Source organism: Rhodococcus sp. Eu-32 (genome assembly GCF_003336925.1).
Taxonomy (GTDB): Bacteria; Actinomycetota; Actinomycetes; order Mycobacteriales; family Mycobacteriaceae; genus Rhodococcoides; species Rhodococcoides kyotonensis_B.
The window spans coordinates 59968-77785 of record NZ_QGNK01000011.1 but is presented as its reverse complement, the minus strand read 5'-3'; the positions used below and the strand labels follow the sequence as shown (position 1 = coordinate 77785).

General features: G+C 66.2%; 20 protein-coding genes. 9 read left to right on the top strand and 11 right to left on the bottom strand.

Annotated features, from left to right (window positions below; all coding sequences use genetic code 11):
• The first annotated feature begins 17 nt into the window (after positions 1-17).
• Genes DK926_RS14955 through rraA form a run of 4 tightly spaced genes read left to right on the top strand, consistent with a single transcriptional unit; the run spans position 18 to position 2148 of the window.
• Entirely contained in the window at positions 18-776 is a 759-nt protein-coding gene (locus tag DK926_RS14955) for a MerR family transcriptional regulator (RefSeq protein WP_243636824.1), read from the top strand.
• 53 nt (positions 777-829) lie between these two features.
• Positions 830-1279, top strand: a complete 450-nt coding sequence (locus DK926_RS14950) for a hypothetical protein (protein WP_114331155.1) — start codon at positions 830-832, stop codon at positions 1277-1279.
• A 10-nt stretch (positions 1280-1289) separates the two neighbouring features.
• Positions 1290-1661: a DUF5313 family protein gene (locus DK926_RS14945; protein WP_068429858.1), complete on the top strand. Its 372-nt coding sequence runs from the start codon at positions 1290-1292 to the stop codon at positions 1659-1661.
• 10 nt (positions 1662-1671) lie between these two features.
• Positions 1672-2148, top strand: coding sequence for a ribonuclease E activity regulator RraA (gene rraA / locus DK926_RS14940; RefSeq protein ID WP_114331074.1), 477 nt, complete (start codon positions 1672-1674; stop codon positions 2146-2148).
• A 92-nt stretch (positions 2149-2240) separates the two neighbouring features.
• Here the strand turns inward: rraA and DK926_RS14935 are convergent, their stop codons facing one another.
• Together DK926_RS14935 and DK926_RS14930 are read right to left on the bottom strand one after the other, a co-directional pair.
• Complete coding sequence (locus DK926_RS14935) at positions 2241-2948, bottom strand: YoaK family protein (protein ID WP_114331073.1); 708 nt, start codon at positions 2946-2948, stop codon at positions 2241-2243.
• A 21-nt stretch (positions 2949-2969) separates the two neighbouring features.
• Entirely contained in the window at positions 2970-3809 is an 840-nt protein-coding gene (locus DK926_RS14930) for an alpha/beta hydrolase (RefSeq protein WP_068429849.1), read from the bottom strand.
• Positions 3810-3915: 106 nt separating this feature from the next.
• Between DK926_RS14930 and DK926_RS14925 the strand changes: the two genes are divergently transcribed.
• Together DK926_RS14925 and DK926_RS14920 are read left to right on the top strand one after the other, a co-directional pair.
• A complete protein-coding gene (locus DK926_RS14925) occupies positions 3916-4473 on the top strand; it encodes a TetR/AcrR family transcriptional regulator (RefSeq protein WP_207890830.1) in 558 nt (185 codons plus the stop codon).
• 151 nt (positions 4474-4624) lie between these two features.
• Positions 4625-4807: a hypothetical protein gene (locus DK926_RS14920; protein WP_068429847.1), complete on the top strand. Its 183-nt coding sequence runs from the start codon at positions 4625-4627 to the stop codon at positions 4805-4807.
• A gap of 27 nt (positions 4808-4834) precedes the next feature.
• Here DK926_RS14920 and DK926_RS14915 read toward each other — a convergent pair whose 3' ends face one another.
• The 6 genes from DK926_RS14915 to DK926_RS14890 form a co-directional block, all read right to left on the bottom strand.
• On the bottom strand, positions 4835-6085 hold the full coding sequence (locus tag DK926_RS14915; RefSeq protein WP_243636823.1) for a reverse transcriptase family protein: 1251 nt from the start codon (positions 6083-6085) through the stop codon (positions 4835-4837).
• A 215-nt stretch (positions 6086-6300) separates the two neighbouring features.
• Positions 6301-7686 (bottom strand): FAD-linked oxidase C-terminal domain-containing protein, encoded by a 1386-nt coding sequence (locus DK926_RS14910; protein ID WP_114331152.1) that lies wholly within the window; start codon positions 7684-7686, stop codon positions 6301-6303.
• A 14-nt stretch (positions 7687-7700) separates the two neighbouring features.
• A complete protein-coding gene (locus DK926_RS14905) occupies positions 7701-8486 on the bottom strand; it encodes an SDR family NAD(P)-dependent oxidoreductase (RefSeq protein ID WP_068429842.1) in 786 nt (261 codons plus the stop codon).
• Positions 8483-9352 (bottom strand): DUF296 domain-containing protein, encoded by an 870-nt coding sequence (locus DK926_RS14900; protein ID WP_243636822.1) that lies wholly within the window; start codon positions 9350-9352, stop codon positions 8483-8485. Before DK926_RS14900 ends, DK926_RS14905 begins: the two co-directional genes overlap by 4 nt.
• Complete coding sequence (locus DK926_RS14895) at positions 9349-10935, bottom strand: AMP-binding protein (protein ID WP_114331071.1); 1587 nt, start codon at positions 10933-10935, stop codon at positions 9349-9351. The genes DK926_RS14900 and DK926_RS14895 overlap by 4 nt, the downstream gene beginning before the upstream one ends.
• On the bottom strand, positions 10932-12101 hold the full coding sequence (locus tag DK926_RS14890) for a thiolase domain-containing protein (RefSeq protein WP_114331070.1): 1170 nt from the start codon (positions 12099-12101) through the stop codon (positions 10932-10934). Before DK926_RS14890 ends, DK926_RS14895 begins: the two co-directional genes overlap by 4 nt.
• A gap of 139 nt (positions 12102-12240) precedes the next feature.
• Here DK926_RS14890 and DK926_RS14885 point away from each other — a divergent pair, with 139 nt between their 5' ends.
• On the top strand, positions 12241-13431 hold the full coding sequence (locus DK926_RS14885; protein ID WP_243636821.1) for an alcohol dehydrogenase catalytic domain-containing protein: 1191 nt from the start codon (positions 12241-12243) through the stop codon (positions 13429-13431).
• 4 nt (positions 13432-13435) lie between these two features.
• Here DK926_RS14885 and DK926_RS14880 read toward each other — a convergent pair whose 3' ends face one another.
• Positions 13436-14629, bottom strand: a complete 1194-nt coding sequence (locus tag DK926_RS14880; RefSeq protein WP_114331069.1) for a helix-turn-helix domain-containing protein — start codon at positions 14627-14629, stop codon at positions 13436-13438.
• 151 nt (positions 14630-14780) lie between these two features.
• On the opposite strand from DK926_RS14880, the gene DK926_RS14875 reads away from it, so the two are divergent.
• A complete protein-coding gene (locus DK926_RS14875; RefSeq protein WP_068429828.1) occupies positions 14781-16130 on the top strand; it encodes an MFS transporter in 1350 nt (449 codons plus the stop codon).
• Between the two features lie 45 nt (positions 16131-16175).
• The gene (locus DK926_RS14870) at positions 16176-16646 is read left to right on the top strand and encodes an ATPase (RefSeq protein ID WP_114331068.1); all 471 of its coding nucleotides are present in this window, start codon (positions 16176-16178) and stop codon (positions 16644-16646) included.
• Here DK926_RS14870 and DK926_RS14865 read toward each other — a convergent pair.
• Both DK926_RS14865 and DK926_RS14860 read right to left on the bottom strand, forming a co-directional pair.
• Positions 16619-17089, bottom strand: a complete 471-nt coding sequence (locus DK926_RS14865) for a helix-turn-helix domain-containing protein (protein ID WP_114331067.1) — start codon at positions 17087-17089, stop codon at positions 16619-16621. The genes DK926_RS14870 and DK926_RS14865 overlap by 28 nt on opposite strands.
• Complete coding sequence (locus DK926_RS14860; RefSeq protein WP_114331066.1) at positions 17086-17697, bottom strand: DJ-1/PfpI family protein; 612 nt, start codon at positions 17695-17697, stop codon at positions 17086-17088. Before DK926_RS14860 ends, DK926_RS14865 begins: the two co-directional genes overlap by 4 nt.
• Between the last annotated feature and the right edge of the window lie 121 nt (positions 17698-17818).

Genomic DNA, 17818 nt, shown 5'->3' with positions numbered 1-17818 from the left:
TACCACGCTTGTCTTCTGTGAGCGATATGAAGGTGGGCGAGGTCGCCCGGCTCGTCGGGATCAGCGTTCGGACGTTGCACCACTACGACGACATCGGTCTTGTGGTGCCGTCGGGTCGCACCTCGAAGGGCTACCGCAGTTATTCGGCGTCGGATGTCGAACGGCTGCACCAGGTGTTGACCTACCGCGAACTGGGGTTCGTGTTGGACGACATCGCCGCCCTCCTCGACGATCCGTCCATCGACACGATGGCGCACCTGAGGCGTCAGCGAAAGTTGTTGGACGCCAGGATCGATCGCTTGCATCGAATGGCTGCGGCCGTGGACAGGATGATGGAGGCGAAGAAGATGGGAATTCAGTTGACCCCCGAAGAGCAGCGCGAAGTGTTCGGCGACGACTGGCTCGGTGAGGAGTACGCGGGCGAAGCCGAGGAGCGGTGGGGCCAGACGGAGGCGTGGAAGCAGTCGCAGGCCCGCACTGCGTCGTTCACCAAGGAGGACTGGACGCGAGTCAAAGCCGAAACCGATGCTCTCGAAGCCGATTTCGCGGCCGCGATGACGGCCGGTGTTCCGGCGGACTCCGAGCAGGCAGCGGAGTTGGCGGAGCGGCACCGCGCCGGCATCGAGCAGTACTACGACTGCGGATACGAGATGCACGTCTGTCTCGGCGAGATGTACGTCTCCGACGAGCGCTTCACCAAGCATTACGACGACGTCGCACCGGGTCTCGCGCAGTACCTGCGTGACGCGATCGTCGCGAATGCGGCTGGTAAGTGACGGATCGGGCCGAACGCGTGCCAGGCCTGTCGGCCGCGGGCGATACTCGTCGCATGAACCTGACAGTGCGTTCGGCCCTGTTGTCCGCTGCCATAGGCAAGGCGAGTGGGTTTCGTAGTTCCATCGGAATCAGCGTCGGTCTGTTGAGCTGGTTCCGCGGATCGCCGTACGAGCGGCTGGCGGTCGGGGGTTCGGCGGTCGTCACGGCAGGCGAGCTCGTCGCGGACAAGCTGCCGTCGACGCCGTCGCGACTCGATCCGGGCCCGCTCGGTGGCCGAATCCTCGCGGGTGCGGGTGGCGCCTATGCCGTCGCCCGCGCTCTGGGGAACGACCCGGTCCCGGCGGCAGTCATCGGTGGCCTGTCCGCAGTTGCCGGTTCCTATGCAGGTCACGCCTACCGCGGATGGGCGTCGACGACGGTTCCGCCGCTGGCTGCGGCCGTCGCCGAGGATGCTGTTGCGTTGGGGATCGGCGCAGCTGTCCTCGCGGAGGTTCGGGCGTAGAGTTCACCGTGTGAGACCGAACTTCCGGCAGTACGTGGGCTATCAGTTCGGCCGTGTCCTGCCGCCGTCGATGCAGGATTGGGTCCGCGAGGATCTCGTCGGCAACGGCGCGCAGGCCCGCTACATGATCCGGTTCACGTTGCCCGTGATCCCGCTTCTCTGCCTGTTCCTGCTCGTTCCCGGTCCGCTGTGGATCGGGTTGGCGATGATGGCGCTGCTGTTCATTCCGCTCGTCTACTTCGCGATCGCGCTGATGAACGTGTACCGCCGTCACCGCCTGTTGGTGCACGGTCTCGACCCGGAGCTGCTCAATGCGGGCACGCAGGCCAGGCTGGACCGGACGCGTGAGGAGTACGAGAGGCGGCACGGGCGTCTCGACTAGGCTCCCGTGCATGACTTCCGTCGAATTCAAGGCAACTGCAGACCTGGCCGACGAGATCGGTCCCGAAATCCGTAGCTGCGACACGCAATTCATCCAGTTCGGCAAGCACACCGAGTTCGCCGGTCCGATTACGACGATCAAGTGCTTCCAGGACAACCTGCTGGTCAAGCAGACTCTCGGTGAGCCCGGCAACGGTGGCGTTCTGGTAGTCGACGGCGATGCGAGCATTCACACCGCCCTGGTCGGCGACATCATCGCAGGCAAAGGCGTCGCGAACGGGTGGGCGGGCGTGATCGTCAACGGCGCCATCCGCGATTCCGCGATCCTGCGCACCCTCGAGATCGGCGTCAAGGCACTCGGCACCAACCCGCGCAAGAGCACGCAGACCGGCTCGGGCGAGAAGAACGTCCCCGTCGAGATCGGCGGCATCACCTTCAACCCGGGCGAGATCGTCTACAGCGATTCCGACGGGGTCGTCGTCGTCTGATCGTCCGCTACCTGCGAAATTTACCCTCCTGTTGTGCGCTTTCGACTCCGCGAACCGCACAACAGGAGGGTAAATTTGGTTGGGCGGTAGCGTCATACGCGGGGATCGCGGACCCGCGGGACGTCGCGCCACTCGTCGAACAGAAACAGCGCCAACGCAATCACGAGCATCCCGGCGGCGACCCACGCGGCTCGAACATCCAACAGCCGCACCGCGAGTGCGCCGACGATCGCCCCGCCGAGGAACCCGGCGATGACGGTCCCGAAGTTGGCCGCCCGCACCCCGGCGTCCTTGTCACCTGCGACGACGCGTCGAAACACGGCCTGCGAGAAGCTCCGTAGATTGCCCGTCGTCATCGTCGTGCTGAACGCCTGATCCACCAGCACGCGAAAGGTGGTGACCTGCAGGGCTGCGACGAACGAAATCGAAATGGTGACAACGGCATTCGGCGCCGACGCCGGGACGAAGCCGACGGCCGCGATCACCAGGATCTCGATGACGAGAACCGCGCGAACCGGTCGTCGCACGATGCGCGCGACGGCCGGTCTCGTCACGGCCTCGGCGGTGAACACACCGAGAACGAACGCGATCAGCGGCGGGAGATAGCCGCGCGCCGACGCCCAATGACCCGACGCCGCATCGATCCCCAACAGAACGACGTTGGCGGTCTGTGCATTGGCGAACACACCGTCGCGCGTCATGAACGTGTAGACGTCGACGAACCCGCCGACCGCCGCGAGCAACACTCCGAGCCGTACGGACTCGGAGGTCGCCACGGTCGGTCGCGGGCCGTCGGTCATTCGTTCATGCTTGCACAGCTCTCACTTCACGAATGCCAGAAGCGCGTCGTTGACCTCGGCGGCGTGCGTCCACAGCAGACCGTGCGGAGCGCCCTCGACCTCGACGTACTTCGCTTCAGGGAACGCCTTGGTGAACTCGCGTCCGGTGGAGTCGATCGGCAGGATGTTGTCCTTGGTGCCGTGCAGGATGAGCGTCGGCTTGCCGGATTCGCGAACCTTCTGCACGTCGGCGCGGAAGTCCTCGATCCACGACGAGACCACTGCATATGCGGCGACGGGCGCGCTGGAGGCAGCCGTGGCCGTGTTCGCGCGGACGGTCGCTTCGCTGATGCGGCTGCCGAGGTTCTCGTCGAGGTTGTAGAAGTCCTTGTAGAAGTTGTCGAACCACGCGAAACGGTCCTCGCGCGCGGCAGCCTCGATGCCGTCGAACACGGATTGCGGGACGCCTGCCGGGTTGTCGTCGGCCTGCACCAGGTACGGCTCGAGCGACGCGAGGAAGGCGAACTTCGCGACGCGATCGGTGCCGTACTTCGCCGCGTAGCGTGCGAGCTCACCCGTTCCCATCGAGAATCCGACGAGGATGACGTCGCTGAGATCCAGTGTGGTCAGGACTGCGTTCAGGTCGGCCGCGAACGTGTCGTAGTCGTAGCCGACGGTCGGCTTGCTCGACTTGCCGAACCCACGACGGTCGTACGTGATGACGCGATAGCCGGCCGCCAACAGCTCGCGCGACTGACGCTCCCAGGAGTTGCCGTCGAGCGGGTAGCCGTGGATCAGCACGACGGGCTGACCGGTGCCGTGATCCTCGTAGTAGACGTCGATCGGGGTGCTGTTCTCGGTACCTACGTTGATGAAAGCCATGATGCAACACTTCCTCGTGGGTCAGGGTTCCCGCAGGAGAACGGTCGTTCTCTCGCCGTGGACTACACTAGAGAACGTTGGTTCTCTGCGCAAGGAGTTGGTGACGATGGAGACGGACGCCTCACGAGCATCGGTGCTGGCGGCGGCCGACGAGTTGTTCTACGCCCGCGGTGTGCAGGCCGTCGGAATGGACGAACTGCGCGCCGCGGCGGGCATTTCTCTGAAGCGGATGTACACGTTGTTCCCGTCCAAATCCGACATCGTCGCGCGCGTCCTCGAAGGCCGCACCGAGCTATGGAACGAGCGCATCCTCGCGCAGGCCGCCGAGTACAGCGATCCGCGTGAGAAGTTGCTGTCCATCTTCGACTTTCTCGACACCTGGTTCCGCGAGGACAATTTTCGTGGCTGCGCGTTCATCAACTCGTTCGGCGAGTTGGGTGCCACCATGCCCGCAGTGGCCGACGCGGCACATCGTCACAAGCGCGAATTCGTCTCCTACGTAACCGAATTGGCCGTCGAGGCGGGGTGCCCGGAAAAGCTCGGGTTGCAGATTGCACTGTTGGCCGAGGGGGCGCAGACGACCGCGGCGATATCCGAATCGCCCGAATCCGCGCTCGCCGCAAAGGAAGCCGCGACGGTTTTGCTCGACGCAGGCACGAGCTGAGGGGCTCCGCGCCGAGGGGCTCCGTGCGGCGGTGCCATCGACGCCGTCCCCGACCGGCACCGGCCTCGGGCTACACCCAGGACACGCATCTCTTCTCCCGAACTTGTCGGACCGCGGTGATAGGAATGGGGCTACAGGGAAAGGAGTCCTCATGCACGACATCGCAGACGTCTGCGAAGGCACGCTCGTCATTCACGCAGTCGGCGACGCGGAATGCACCGACCCAGGCTGCGTGGATCTCGAGTACGTTCGGCACTACCTCGTTCTCGACTGCGCCGAGATCACCGGCGGATGTCAGTGCGTCGGCGAGATCGAGCTGACGCGCGCCTCCTGAACCGGGCGATACGCGTCGAACAGGTGGTCAGGACCAGTTCACGCGTTCTGCGAGCTCGAGCAATTTCCGACGCCTCGTAGCGCTCGTCTCGCCGATGCGTGCGATGCGGCCGTAGAGATGGGCTCGAAAGTCGCCGTGCCCAGAACGGTTCTGCGCCTCCGGGCCCGTCCGTGCGCAGTTGTGCAGTATCGCTCGGAGCTCGTCGTACTCGGATCGGGGCACCGCAGGCCAGTCGTTCACGACGAGGCCCGTCAGCTGCTGTCGCTTGTGCGAGCGTCGTACGCGGGTTTTGTTCGGATGCAGCATGAATCCCTCGTCACGCACGATGTGCCTGACCACCCAGAGCACCCTGTCGACGTCGCACGTTCCGGAGAACGCCAGGTCATCGGCATATCTCGTGTACCGCAGGCCCATGGAACGGGCGAGACCGGTGAGCCGGATGTCGAGCATCCGGGCCGCCAGGTTGGCCAGAGCGGGTGACGTCGGGGCGCCCTGCGGCAGGTGACGGGTTCGCAGCAAGGACGCTGTCTCGTACGGAACGCCGGCCAGTTCGCCCGCCGGAGCGCTCGTCGTGCACAGGTACGCAAGATTCCACGCGACCGTCCGCGGGTAGCCGAGGGCGTCGAAAATCGCGACGACTCTCCCGATTCCGATCGACGGGAAGAAGTCCTTCAGATCGGCGGCGAGGACGACGTCCCGGCCGGCGTGCGGGATCCCGAACGTACGAGGGCTTCGGCCGGTGACGAAGCCGTGTGCCGCACCGTGCGCAGGAACCTGATCGAGTATGCGACGCATGACTTTTCGCTGAATCTCACGAAGGCGAGGCTTCGGAATTTCGAGCACCCGAGCGCCGGACCGTTTCTGAATCGACGTGGCCCGGTAGTGCCGGAGCGTCGACGGCGCCGTCTTCAGTCGTTGTTGCGCGTCGGCGAACCATTCGATCTCGTCGATCGTCAGGTTCAACGATTCCGCGAGGTCACCCGTCGAGAAGTAGCGGGGAACGTCGAAGCGCCAGGGTTTCGGGCCGGACGTTCTGCGTTCGGGCTCCTCCGACTTCTTGTCGGGCAACCGGGGAAGATCCGCGATGAGCCGGTACAGGGATTCGTCGTCGAACGGCGGTGACGGGTACAGGTCGATCAACCGGTCCGCCAGTCGCGACGCCTTCGGCCCCAGCACCGGCATGAACGCCTCCTCGAGACGGTCACGCGTCCACGGAACGTCGGATGCGAGCTCGGCCAGAAACGCAGCCATCGGCGTGGTGAACTCGCGTGGGTTCATCCGTGCGGTCCCGGGTGCAGCGGCGACGGGCGACCTGAATCTTTCGTACTCGGCGCCGCGGGGCACGCGGAGCGTGCTTGCCGGCGTCGGACGCAGTGACCGGTTGTTCTCTCACACCCAGGGGTTACCCCTGAGAATGGTCGCGCGGACCAACTCTCGCCCGTGCGCCGCTGCATGGTGTCCAATATGCCACGTGCGCGCGAATGTATAGCCCGCTATACATTCGCGCGCACGGGTGCCGCAGGCGCACACCCCGGATTCAAGATCCCCGTGGGGTCGAGCGCAGCCTTGACCGCCCGCTGCACCTGCATCGACGTCTCGTCGTGCTCGACGGCCAGCCAGCCGGACTTCAGTCTGCCGACACCGTGTTCGCCGGTGATGGTTCCGCCGAGATCGAGCGCGCGCCGAGTGATCGCGTCGAACGCCGACAGTGCCGCGGCTTTGCTCGAGGCGTCGGACTCGTCGTAGATGATCGTCGGATGGAGGTTGCCGTCGCCTGCGTGACCGAACACTCCGATCGTCAGACCCAACTCTGCGGCGAGTCCTTCGATGTAGCCGATGAGATCGGTGATGCGCGAGCACGGGACGGCGACGTCGTCGAGCAACCAGTCACCGAGGCTTTCCAGCGCCGGCAGCGCGAGACGACGCGCTTCGAGCAGCATCGCGGCCTCGGCCTGATCCGAGCTGACGACGACGTCGGACGCACCAAGCCGGTCGCACGTCGATTCGATTGCCGCGAGGACGGATTCGGCGTCGACGTCGTCGCTCTGCACCAGCAGGAGTGCGGCGGTGTCCTCACCCATACCCATCTTCGTCATCCGGTCGACCGCCTGAACCGTTGTGCGGTCGAGGATTTCGAGCATCGACGGCGTCGAACCGGACGACGCTATCTCGGCCACCGCCAGACCGGCTTTCTCGAGCGTGGGAAACGACGCGACGAGCGTACGGGCCTCGCGAGGCGCAGGCAGCAGCTTGACCGTGATCTCGGTGATGACGCCCAGCGTGCCCTCCGAGCCGACGAGCAGATGCGTCAGGTCGTATCCCGCGACGCCCTTGACCGTGCGCCTTCCGGTACGCAGAATTCGGCCGTCCGCGAGAACGACTTCGAGCGCGAGCACGAAATCGCCTGTCACACCGTATTTAACGCAGCACATTCCGCCCGCGTTGGTGGCGACGTTGCCGCCGATCGTGCTGAACGCGACGCTGCCCGGGTCCGGCGGATAGAACAGTCCGGCATCGGCTGCCCGCGCACGCAGATCCGCTGTCACGACGCCCGGCTCGACGACGGCCAGTCGGTCGACGGTGTCGATCTCGCGGATCGCGGTCATACGGTGCAGACTCAACACGACGGCACCTGCGGTCGCATTGGCTGCGCCGCTCAGTCCACTTCCTGCACCACGCGGAATCACGGCCACCGAATTACGGTGTGCCGCTGCCAGACACGCGGACACCTCCGCCGTCGTTCGCGGAACCAGAACCGCCGCGGGTGGTGCGCTGTCGGTGAACCGCGACTGATCGTGCGCGTACGACGCCACGATGTCGGGATCGGAGATGACGATCTCCCGCGGCAACGAATCGATGAGGGCTTCTACCGCAGTCATTCCAGCCATCGTAGTCACAGCGCTCGCACCGCCAATCCCCCGTCGACGGGAAGGCAGACCCCGTTGACGTAGGCGGCCTCGTCCGACGCCAGGAAGACCGCCGCAGCAGCCACGTCCCACGGCGAACCCATGCGACCCGTCGGACTCGCGGCATGACGAGCTTCGATCGTCGCCGGATCCGCCCCACCGAGCTGACCTGCGACGAGCGGGGTGTCGATCAGGCCGGGAAGCACTGCGTTGACGCGTATTCCGCGCGCAGCGTACTCGAGTGCGAGCGAGACCGTCAGCTGGTTGACCGCCGCCTTCGTCGCCGAATAGCTCGGATACGTGAAGCCGGTGTACCGGATGCTCGCGGTCGACGACACGTTGACGATCGAGCCACCGCCCGCGGACAGCATCAGCGGAATCGTGTGCTTGCACGTCAGGAAGACCCCGGTCAGGTTGACCGCGAGCGCTGCATCCCACGTCGCCCGGTCCATGTCGGTGATGTCCCCGACGGTGGTGACACCGACGTTGTTGTGCAACACCGTCGGTGCACCGAATTCGTCGGCGGCCGCAGCGATACACTCCGCCACCTCGGCCTCCTGCGTCACATCCGCACCGAACGCTGCTGCGGTGCAGCCTTCGTCGCGAATCATCTTCGCCGTCAGCTCGGCCTCCTCGGCGCTGCGATCGACGGCGACCACGGTCGCACCCTCGCGAGCGAACGACACCGCAGCGGCACGGCCGTTTCCGACGCCGGATCCGCTCGACCCGGCGCCGAAGACCAGTGCAACCTTGCCCGCCAGACGGCCCGTCACGACTCGATCTCCTCGACCAGAAGCTCGAACGTCACCGCGACGAGGTTCCCGCACTCGGCGAGTTCTCCGACGTGGACGCCGCCGTGCCGATCCATCACCAGCACCGACAGATGAGCGTCGTCCGGTCCCATGTGGCCCGCGATGGCCACTTCGGTGGCCGGGCCGTCGACGGACACCGGATCGCCGTCGCGCAGAAGTGTTGCGCCGACGAGGCTTCCGAGGCTTCCACGTACCGATGCCCGACGCATGTCCGCGTTCCCCATCACCTTACGCACCGCATCGTGGATCTCGACGCCCGGACGCACCCGAGTCATGACGGCCCGTCGCGTGCCTGCCACCGAGCCGATTCGCGACGCCGACGGCGTGAAGACCGGCATCAGTGTCTCGGAATCCTCGCCGCTGGTCAGTGCGACCGAGTCGAATGCGTGCAGCACGATCTCCACCGGCGTGGTCCCGACGACGGTGTCGGGCCACACGTGTCCGCCGCGCAGCTGCCCGTATGCGTCGAACCACGCTGCGTGGCAATGCATGAACCGCTCACCGTCACGTCGTCCGACGGATGCGCTACCGCCGACGATCGTCGCAGGCGTCACGGCCTCGTGCGTCTCGCTGTACCACGCCGCACGCGATCCGTCGTGGCACAGATCCGGAATGCAGTACGAGACGCGCGCCAACGGTCCGCCGAGCAACTCGACCTGCGCGGAATCCGCACCCAGACGCGCCAATTCGTCGTCGATCGCGTCGACCAACCGACGGCCGGGCTCGAGCGAGATCCGTTCGACGGCCGTCGCGCACGACACGGATTCGAGGCGCCGGGGAGCCCGAGGGCCGGGATGCACCAGCGGAGCGAGGAACGTCGAGGTCACGACGCCCCCTCCAGAACCGGTGCGTACGGCCCCCATTCGCGAGCCGCCAGTTCGTCGCGGATGGTGCGCTTGACGATCTTGCCGTACCCCGACTTGGGCAGCGCATCCCAGAACAGCACGTGCCGCGGCAGTTTGTATCGCGCCATCTTCGCTCCGAGCCACGTCGTCAGCTCCTCCGCGGTGACCGACTTGCCCTCGGCGAGAACGCAGATCGCGACGCCGACCTCGCCCCACTTCGGGTCGGGGACGCCGAGAACCGCGACCTCGTCGATCGCGCCATGGGTGAGGATCTTCTCCTCGATGTCCCGCGGGTGAATGTTGGAACCGCCCGAGATGTACATGTCCGACGACCGCCCCGTCACGTAGACATAGCCGTCGGCATCCACGACGCCGAGGTCACCGGTACGAAACCATCCGTCGCGGAACGCATCCGCGTTGGCCTTCGGATTGTTCAGGTACCCGGCGAACACGGCGGGTCCGGCGACGCAGAGTTCACCGATCTCCCCGGTGGGCACTTCGGTGCCCGACTCGTCCTGGACGCTCACGAGCATTCCTGTGCGGGGGAATCCGCACGTGCCGGCCGAAAGTCCCTCGGGCACAGGCCGACCGTGCTCTCGGCTCGGCAGCACCGTGATGTTGCCCGTGACCTCGGCGAGCCCGTAGTACTGGACCAGCACTTCGCCGAGGATCCGACGCGCACGCTCCTGATCGGCCGTGTACATCGGCGCGCCCGCGTAGATGACGTACTGCAGCGACGAATGGTCGTGCTCCTCGACGGCCCGATGGTCGACCAGAACCTTCAGGATCGTCGGGACGGTGAACATGTTGGTCACCCGTTCACGTTCGACGAGGGACCACACCTCCGCCGGATCCAGACTGACCGAGGACGGCAGAACCGTCGTCGCACCACGCGCGACCTGCGGCAGCATGTGCATGCCCGCCCCGTGCGACAGTGGAGCGACGACGAGGGACGCGTGGTCGGAATCGGTCGTCGGCATGAGATCGGCGAGGTGGTTGTTGATGACGAACCCGAGTTGGTCGTGGGTGAGAATCGCCGCCTTGGGGGTTCCGCTCGTGCCGGACGTGAAGAAGTACCACGCCGGGTCGCCCTCCCACGTCGACACCGCAGCCGGAATGCCCGACGGCACATCCGAAATCGCGTCGTCCCCGCTGCTTTCGATCCACAGCACTCCGCCCGAGAGCTCGTGCGCCGCGCGAATCGCGCCGACGTGCGACCGGGTCGACGAGTGCCCGATCACGACGACGGGACGGCACACTCCGGCGATCACGACGACGTCGTCGTCGTGCAGCCGCGAATTGACCGGTGCGAGAACAGCTCCGACGCGCCAGGTCGCGAACATCGCGGTAATGAACTCGGGGTGGTTGGGGCTGTCGATCAGCACGACGTCGCCCTTGGACACACCACGGCGTTCCAGTTCGGCGGCGAGCGAGTCCACCTGCGAGTTCAGTTGCCGCCAGCTCCAGCGTGTTTCACCGTGTACGACGGCAGTACCGCCCGCGACCCTGCGCGCGGTCTGGCTCAGAATCTCGGCCAGGTTGACCGCTCTGCGCGTCGTCGTCATCGTGTTGCCTCCAGAACCGTTGCGTAGTTGGCGACTGCCGCGCCGCCCATGTTGAAGACCGCAGCGCGATCGGCCGTCGGCAATTGCATGTCCCCTGCCTCACCCGTCAACTGCAGTGCGGCCATCACGTGTTGGGACACACCCGTCGCACCGAGTGGGTGGCCCTTCGCCTTCAGTCCCCCGGAACGGTTCACCGGCAGGATGCCGTCACGCTCGGTGCGTCCCTCGGCGAGTACCTCGGCTCCCTTGCCCGGCGCCGCGAGCCCGAATGCCTCGTACTGCAACAGTTCGGCAATGGTGAAGCAGTCGTGCGTCTCGAGAAGATCGAGATCATCGAGGGTCGTACCCGCGTCGGTCAGCGCTCCGCGGAACGCCCTGGCGGCACCGTCGAAGGCCAACGCATCGGCGCGACGGGCGATCGCCAGATGGTCGTTCGCCTGTGCACGGCCGGCGATGCGGACGGAGCGTCGGGCGGTGGCGGCAACGTCGGGCAATGCGACGACCATCGCCGCCGCGCCGTCGGACACGAGAGAGCAGTCGGTGCGCAGCAGTCGGCCGACGACGGTCGGGTTCTTCTCCGACGGTGTTCTGCAGAAGTCGAACCCGAGGTCGCGGCGTAGGTGCGCATACGGGTTGTCGACGCCGTTGCGGTGGTTCTTCGCGGCGATGCGTGCCATCGCGTCGTGGGGATCGTCGTACCGTGCCGCGTACTGATCGGCCAGGTCGGCGAACACTCCGGCGAAGCTGCCCATGTGCGACTCCGACGCGCGGTGACAGCCGGCGAGCAAAATCTCGTTGATTTCGTCGTTCGGCGTGGCGGTCATCTTCTCGGCGCCGACGACGAGGGCGACGCGGCTTCGACCCGCCTGCAGGTTGTCGAGGGCGGTGAACAGCGCTGCACTACCCGTCGAGCATGCATTTTCGACGTGGATCGAGGGAACCAGCGCGAGGTCGGGTTGTCCGGCGCCGACCAGGGCGCCTTCGAAACCCTGCTGGGAGAAGCCGTTGTTGAACACGCCGACGGTGACGAGGTCGACGTCCTTCGCGTCGACGCCCGCGTCGGCGATCGCCGCCAACGAGACCTCGGCGATCAGGGCTTCGACGTCGGGACTCTCGCTCTTGCCGAACTTGGTGTGCGCCCAGCCGATGATGTGCGGTGCGGTCACGTGGCTTCCTCTCCTCGTCGTGCGTGAGGCAGGTCACTTCCCCACAGTCAGTCATGGTGGTCCGCGAGGGCACGCGGGAGAACCGCCCTCCGACGAGGACCCGAACCGTCATTTCCTCTTTTTGTCGAACGACGTCCGGATGCGACAGAAAGAGGAAAGCCCGTCTCGTTTCCTCACTCCCGGCCCGATGCCGGTGATCGGCGTCACGCACACACTGGGCGGACCCACACCGCGGAACGAGAGGCCTCACAACGTGCGCGCAGTGCTCAAGACCGAGCCCATGCCGGGATTCGACCTGGTGAACGACCTGCCCGATCGGCCCCTCGGCCCGGACCAGGTGCGCATCGACGTCGGTGCGGTGTCCGTCTGCGGAACCGACCGCGAGACGTACGAGTACGGGCCTGCCGTGCGCGACCTCGGTCTGCGTCTACCGGTCGTCACCGGGCACGAGTGCGCGGGCGTCGTCGTCGAGATCGGACGGGATGTGTCCGCTCTGCACGTGGGTGACCGCGTCGCCGTCGAAACGCACGTCGCCTGCCTGGACTGCTATCAGTGTCGACGCGGCAACGCACACAACTGCCTGCGGATGGATCTGCTCGGACTGACGATCGACGGCGCGTTCGCGGAGCGTCTCGTCGTTCCTGCGTCGACCTGCTTTCGACTTCCCGACGAGCTGTCCCTCGAAGCCGCCGCGTTACTCGAGCCGGCGGGCAGTGCGATGCACGCGGTCCAGCGCAGCGGTCTCGACCTGAGTGGTGCGCACGTCCTGGTCAGCGGCGCGGGACCCATCGGTTTGGCTGCACTGCAGATTGCGCTGGCACGCGGGGCGAACGTCCTGGTCGTCGAACCGAATCCGCATCGTGCCGCGATGGCGGCCGAGCTCGGGGGAACCGTGGTCCCTGCCGGGGACGGACTGATCGACCGCATTCGCGACCTGACCGGCCCGGCGGAAGGCGTCGACCTGGTGCTCGAATGCTCGGGCGCGCTTCCCGCACTGGAAGCAGGACTGGACGCGGCGCGGCGTGAGGGGACTGTCGTCAGTGTCGGCCTGACGGCTCGACCCGTCGAACTCAGCGCGACGCGTCACCTCATCAGCCGAGGTCTCACACTGAAGGGCAGCTTCGGCCGTCGGATCTGGGATTCGTGGACCGAGCTCTCGGCGCTGGTGACGTCGGGGCGCGTCGACCTGTCGCGTCTGGTGTCGCACCGGATGGAGCTCGAGGACGTGGAAAGCGCGATCGAGCTGCTGACCGGCGACGCCTGCAAGGTCGTCCTGTATCCACAGGGTGTTCCGCAGGAACTGCGCTCGAAGGAGCTCACGGCGAGCTGACGTGTCAGAACGGTTCGATTCCCTCGGCCCGCATGAGATCGGCGACGCGTAAGCCCAGATGCAGGTTCAGCCGGACGGTTCCGTCGTCGAGGTCGACGCCGATCGCGTCGCGAATTCGGTCGAGCCGGTAGTACAGCGTCGTCCGATGGATGAACAGCGCCTCGGCCGCGGCAGGTCCGGAGCCCGCATGATCGAGGAAGGCACGCAGCGTCTCGAGCAGTCTGCCGGACCGGTCGGCCTCGGCGAGGCGACGTAGCTCGTCGGGGACGGCGGTCCTGTCCCACTGCGACGTCGGCACCCGCGCCAGCACGCCCAACACCCCCGCGTTCTCCCAGGCGACGACGGGATCCTGGCCGACGCGTCGCGCGATCGACGCCGCGAGGCCCGCCTGACGTGCCGACAGCCACGCGTCGGCGAATCCTGCGGCTTCGGCTCCGACGCCTGCGGTGATCGACGCTCCCCGACCGGCCACGTCGGCGGCGTCCCGTGCCATCGCGCGGGCTTCGGCGACGATCGTGTCGAGGTCACGCATCGCCGTCGCGAGATAGACGAGATGGCCGGACGACCCGTCGACCGCGAGCAGGGCGTCACCTCGACTGCGTGATCGAGCGGCCACGAGCGCATGCCGCAACGCGATCGACGTCAGATCCGTGTCGGTGCCGTGGTGCAGCATCAGGGTGACGACGCGTACCGCGCCCGGCTGCACGACGAGTTCCGCCAGTGCCGATTCGCGCCGACCGTCGTCGAGTCCGAGCGCGGCGGCGACGAGCGCCTCCGACTGGGCCGAGTCCTGCGGTGCACGATCGACGACCATGAGGGGTGCGATCTCCGCAGCGACCTCGCCGATCCGTGTCAGCTCGCCGTCGGTGATGCCGCCGTCGGCGTCGATGACGAGGATCTGCCCGAGCACCTCTCCACGCCAGCGAATGGGCACGCCCGCGCGCGAGTGCAACCCGAGAGCGTCGGAACCGGCGATCCGTCCCGGCTTCGTCCACTGGTTGATGCCACTGGCAAGCAAGTGACCGATGGCTTCGCTGCCCGCGTCGCGGTTGAGCATGGCCCTGATGCGCACCGGGTCCTCGTCGCCGAAATGCCTGCTGGCGAACAACATTCTGACGTACGGATCGTTGACCACGACGGACCGACCGAGCTCGTCACCGAACCGATCCACGATGGCCTGCACACTGTCCCTGGACATGCGCTGAGCGTACTCATCGCCTTTTCGACAAAAAGAGGAAACCCGTGGCCGAGCCTTCGTCAACCGACTGTCGTGACTCAGGTCACTATGGATGCAAGGTATGTGAGCCCGCCACGAAATCGACGGGTTCAGACCTCGAGACTGGAGCGCGATGACGTCACGAACACACTCCCCCGCCGAACCGGCGTCGGACGATCAGATGGCAAGCCGGGTGATGCGCAAAGTCGCCCTGCGGCTGATTCCGTTCCTCGGCCTCGCGTACTTCCTGAACTACATCGACCGAACGAACATCGCGTTCGCGAAGCTGACGATGAGCGAGGACCTCGGCCTGACCGAGACCGCGTACGGCCTGGCGAGTGGCTTGTTCTTCGTCGGCTACATTCTTCTCGAGGTCCCCAGCAACCTCGCACTGCACAAATTCGGCGCACGACGCTGGATCGCTCGAATCCTCGTGTCCTGGGGGCTGATTGCCGCTCTCATGGCGTTCGTTCCCAACGCCACGTGGCTGAACATCGCTCGCGTCGCACTCGGAATCGCCGAGGCCGGCTTCTTCCCCGGCATCATGCTGTACCTGACGTTCTGGTTCCCCCGCGCGGTCCGCGTGCGATTGGTCGGCGTGTTCATGGTGGCCCTGCCGCTGTCGAGCGCACTGGGCGCACCGATCTCGTCGGCGATCATCCAGTACTGGCACGGACTGTTCGGCCTCGAAGGCTGGCGCGTCATGTTCCTCGTCGAGGGCATCCCGACCGTTCTTCTCGGCATCGCCGCGTGGTTCTACCTCACCGACCGCCCGCGTCAGGCGAAGTGGCTCAGCACCGAGGAGCGCACGTGGCTCGACCGCCGCATGGAGACCGAGCACTCGGAAACCGCCGACACCGGCCACGTCTCGGCCCGTAGCTCGCTGCGCAACCCGAACGTCTGGCTGCTCGGCGTCACCTACTTCGGTATCGGCTACGGCTTGTTCGCCATCAGCTTCTTCCTGCCGACGATCGTCGCCGGCTTCGCGAAGCAGTTCGACACGACGTTCTCGATCGCGCAGAACGGCCTGATCGTCGCGGTGCCGTTCCTGATCTCGTCCGTCGCGATGATCCTGTGGTCGCGACGCTCGGACCGGCTGAAGGAACGCATGTGGCACGTCATCGTGCCGACCGCGTTGGCCACCGTGAGCGTCCCGGTCGCGATGTACATGAGCTCGCCCCTCATGACGATGGTGGTCATCACGCTCACCGCCGTCGGAATCTTCTCGGCGCTGCCGGTCTTCTGGTACCTGCCGACGACGTTCCTCACCGGTGCCGGTGCCGCCGCCGGAATCGCCCTGGTCAACACCATCGGCGCCTCGGCAGGGCTCGTCGCGCCGTACATGACGGGATGGCTGCTCGACGCCACCGGCAGCTCCAAGACGGGCCTCTGGGTCGTCGGCGGATTCATGGCGATGGCCGTCGTGCTGCTGCTCGTGCTGCGTGGGCGGTTGGCGGCTTCGCCCGTGCGCGCGAATGTATAGCGGGCTATACATTCGCGCGCACGAGGGGCACTGCATAATGCCCGCATGGCACCCACCGGAATTCTGCGCCGCACCGATACCGGCGTCGACCTCGAGTTGACCCGAACCATCTCCGCGCCGCGCGAGGACGTGTGGGCGACGCTCACCGACTCCGACCGCACCGCAGGATGGTACGGACCATGGGAGCGCCTGTCCGAGAACAGCATTCGAGTTCAGATGCTGTTCGAGGACGGCGCACCCTGGATGGACATGAACATCCACGTGTGCGAAAGCCCTTCTCGCCTGGCCGTCTCGACGACAGGTGGCTGGGAGCTCGACGTCCGGCTCACCGGCGCGACCACACTGACGCTGATCCACCACCTGTCGAGCACCGAGGGCGTCGGCGAAATCGGGCCTGGGTGGGAGTACTATCTCGACATGATGCTCGCCTCGCGCGACGGCACCCCGCTGCCGAGTTTCGACGACTACTACCCGTCGCAGAAGGAGTACTACTCGACGCTGGGAGTGGAGCGATAGCGACGGGACGCGGCGACGATCCTCGCGATCGACTCGCGGGTTCGTTTCAGCTCGTCGAGACCGACCTCCTTGCCGACGGCGTCGGCCCAGGCGTGCTGGTCTTCTCTCAGCCTCCCGAGGGTATCCCGCCCGTTCTGCGTAGGCCGTAACAGCTTGGCGCGTCGGTGTTTCGGATTGTCGACGTACTCGGCCCAGCCCTTGTCGACGAGGATGTCCGCCGTCCGCTGCACGGATTGGCGAGCGAGACCGAGGCCGACGCGTCGGGCGATCTCGGCGACGGCCAACGGCTCGTCGAGCGTGGCGCCCAGTACCTGCCACCATGCGGGCGTCAGACCGGCAGGCTCGGCGATGTCTTTCGCCGCGGCCAGGAATTCGCCGTTGAGCTCGAACGCCGGCAACACCAGGTTCGTCAGCGCATCCCCGGCGGCAGAGCGCTCGCTCACGCGCCGCCGCCGGCGAGTACGTCGTAGTACCTCTTCTCTCCCGTGCTGTAGAGGCCGTACCAGGCGTCGACGATCGACTGGGGGAACAGCTGCAGCAGTTCGAAGATCGCCTTCGAGAACTCGAGTGGTGCAGTGCCCGGTGCCGTGACGAGTGTGCCGTCGACGGCCACCCGTGCGTCTTCGTAGTAGAGGCTGCCGCTGTATTCGGTGGCGCTGGTGAGGAATTCGGGCGCATTGCTGGTGTGCTTCTTCGCATTCAGCAGGCCGGTTCGCGCCAGCCCGAGCGTCGCGCCGCAGATGCCGCCGACGGGCGTGCCCTTCTCGACCAGCGCCGACGCCAGTCCGAGAACCTTCTCGTGCCCCTCGTTCCACGTGTTTCCTCCCGGAAGAAGAAGCGCTGCAACGGATTCGATGTCGAGGTCGGAGAGGTCGCCGTCGGGCCGGACATGCAGTCCGCCGAGCGTCGTGACTTCCTGCCCGTCTTCGGACAGCACTCGCAGCTCGTACCGGTCGTCACCCTGTTCCCGAGCCATGGCAACCCCGGCAACCAGGTAGCTGTACTCCCAGTCCGCCATGGTGTCGGTTGCGTACAGAACGATCGTCGACATCGCTACCTCCGTATTTGACAGTGTGCTGTCAAATACGGAGGTAGCGATTCCCGCACGCCCACCCCCACCGCGCACCTTTCAGCACACGCGCACCTTGCAACCCGCGCAGTCGCTGCAACCT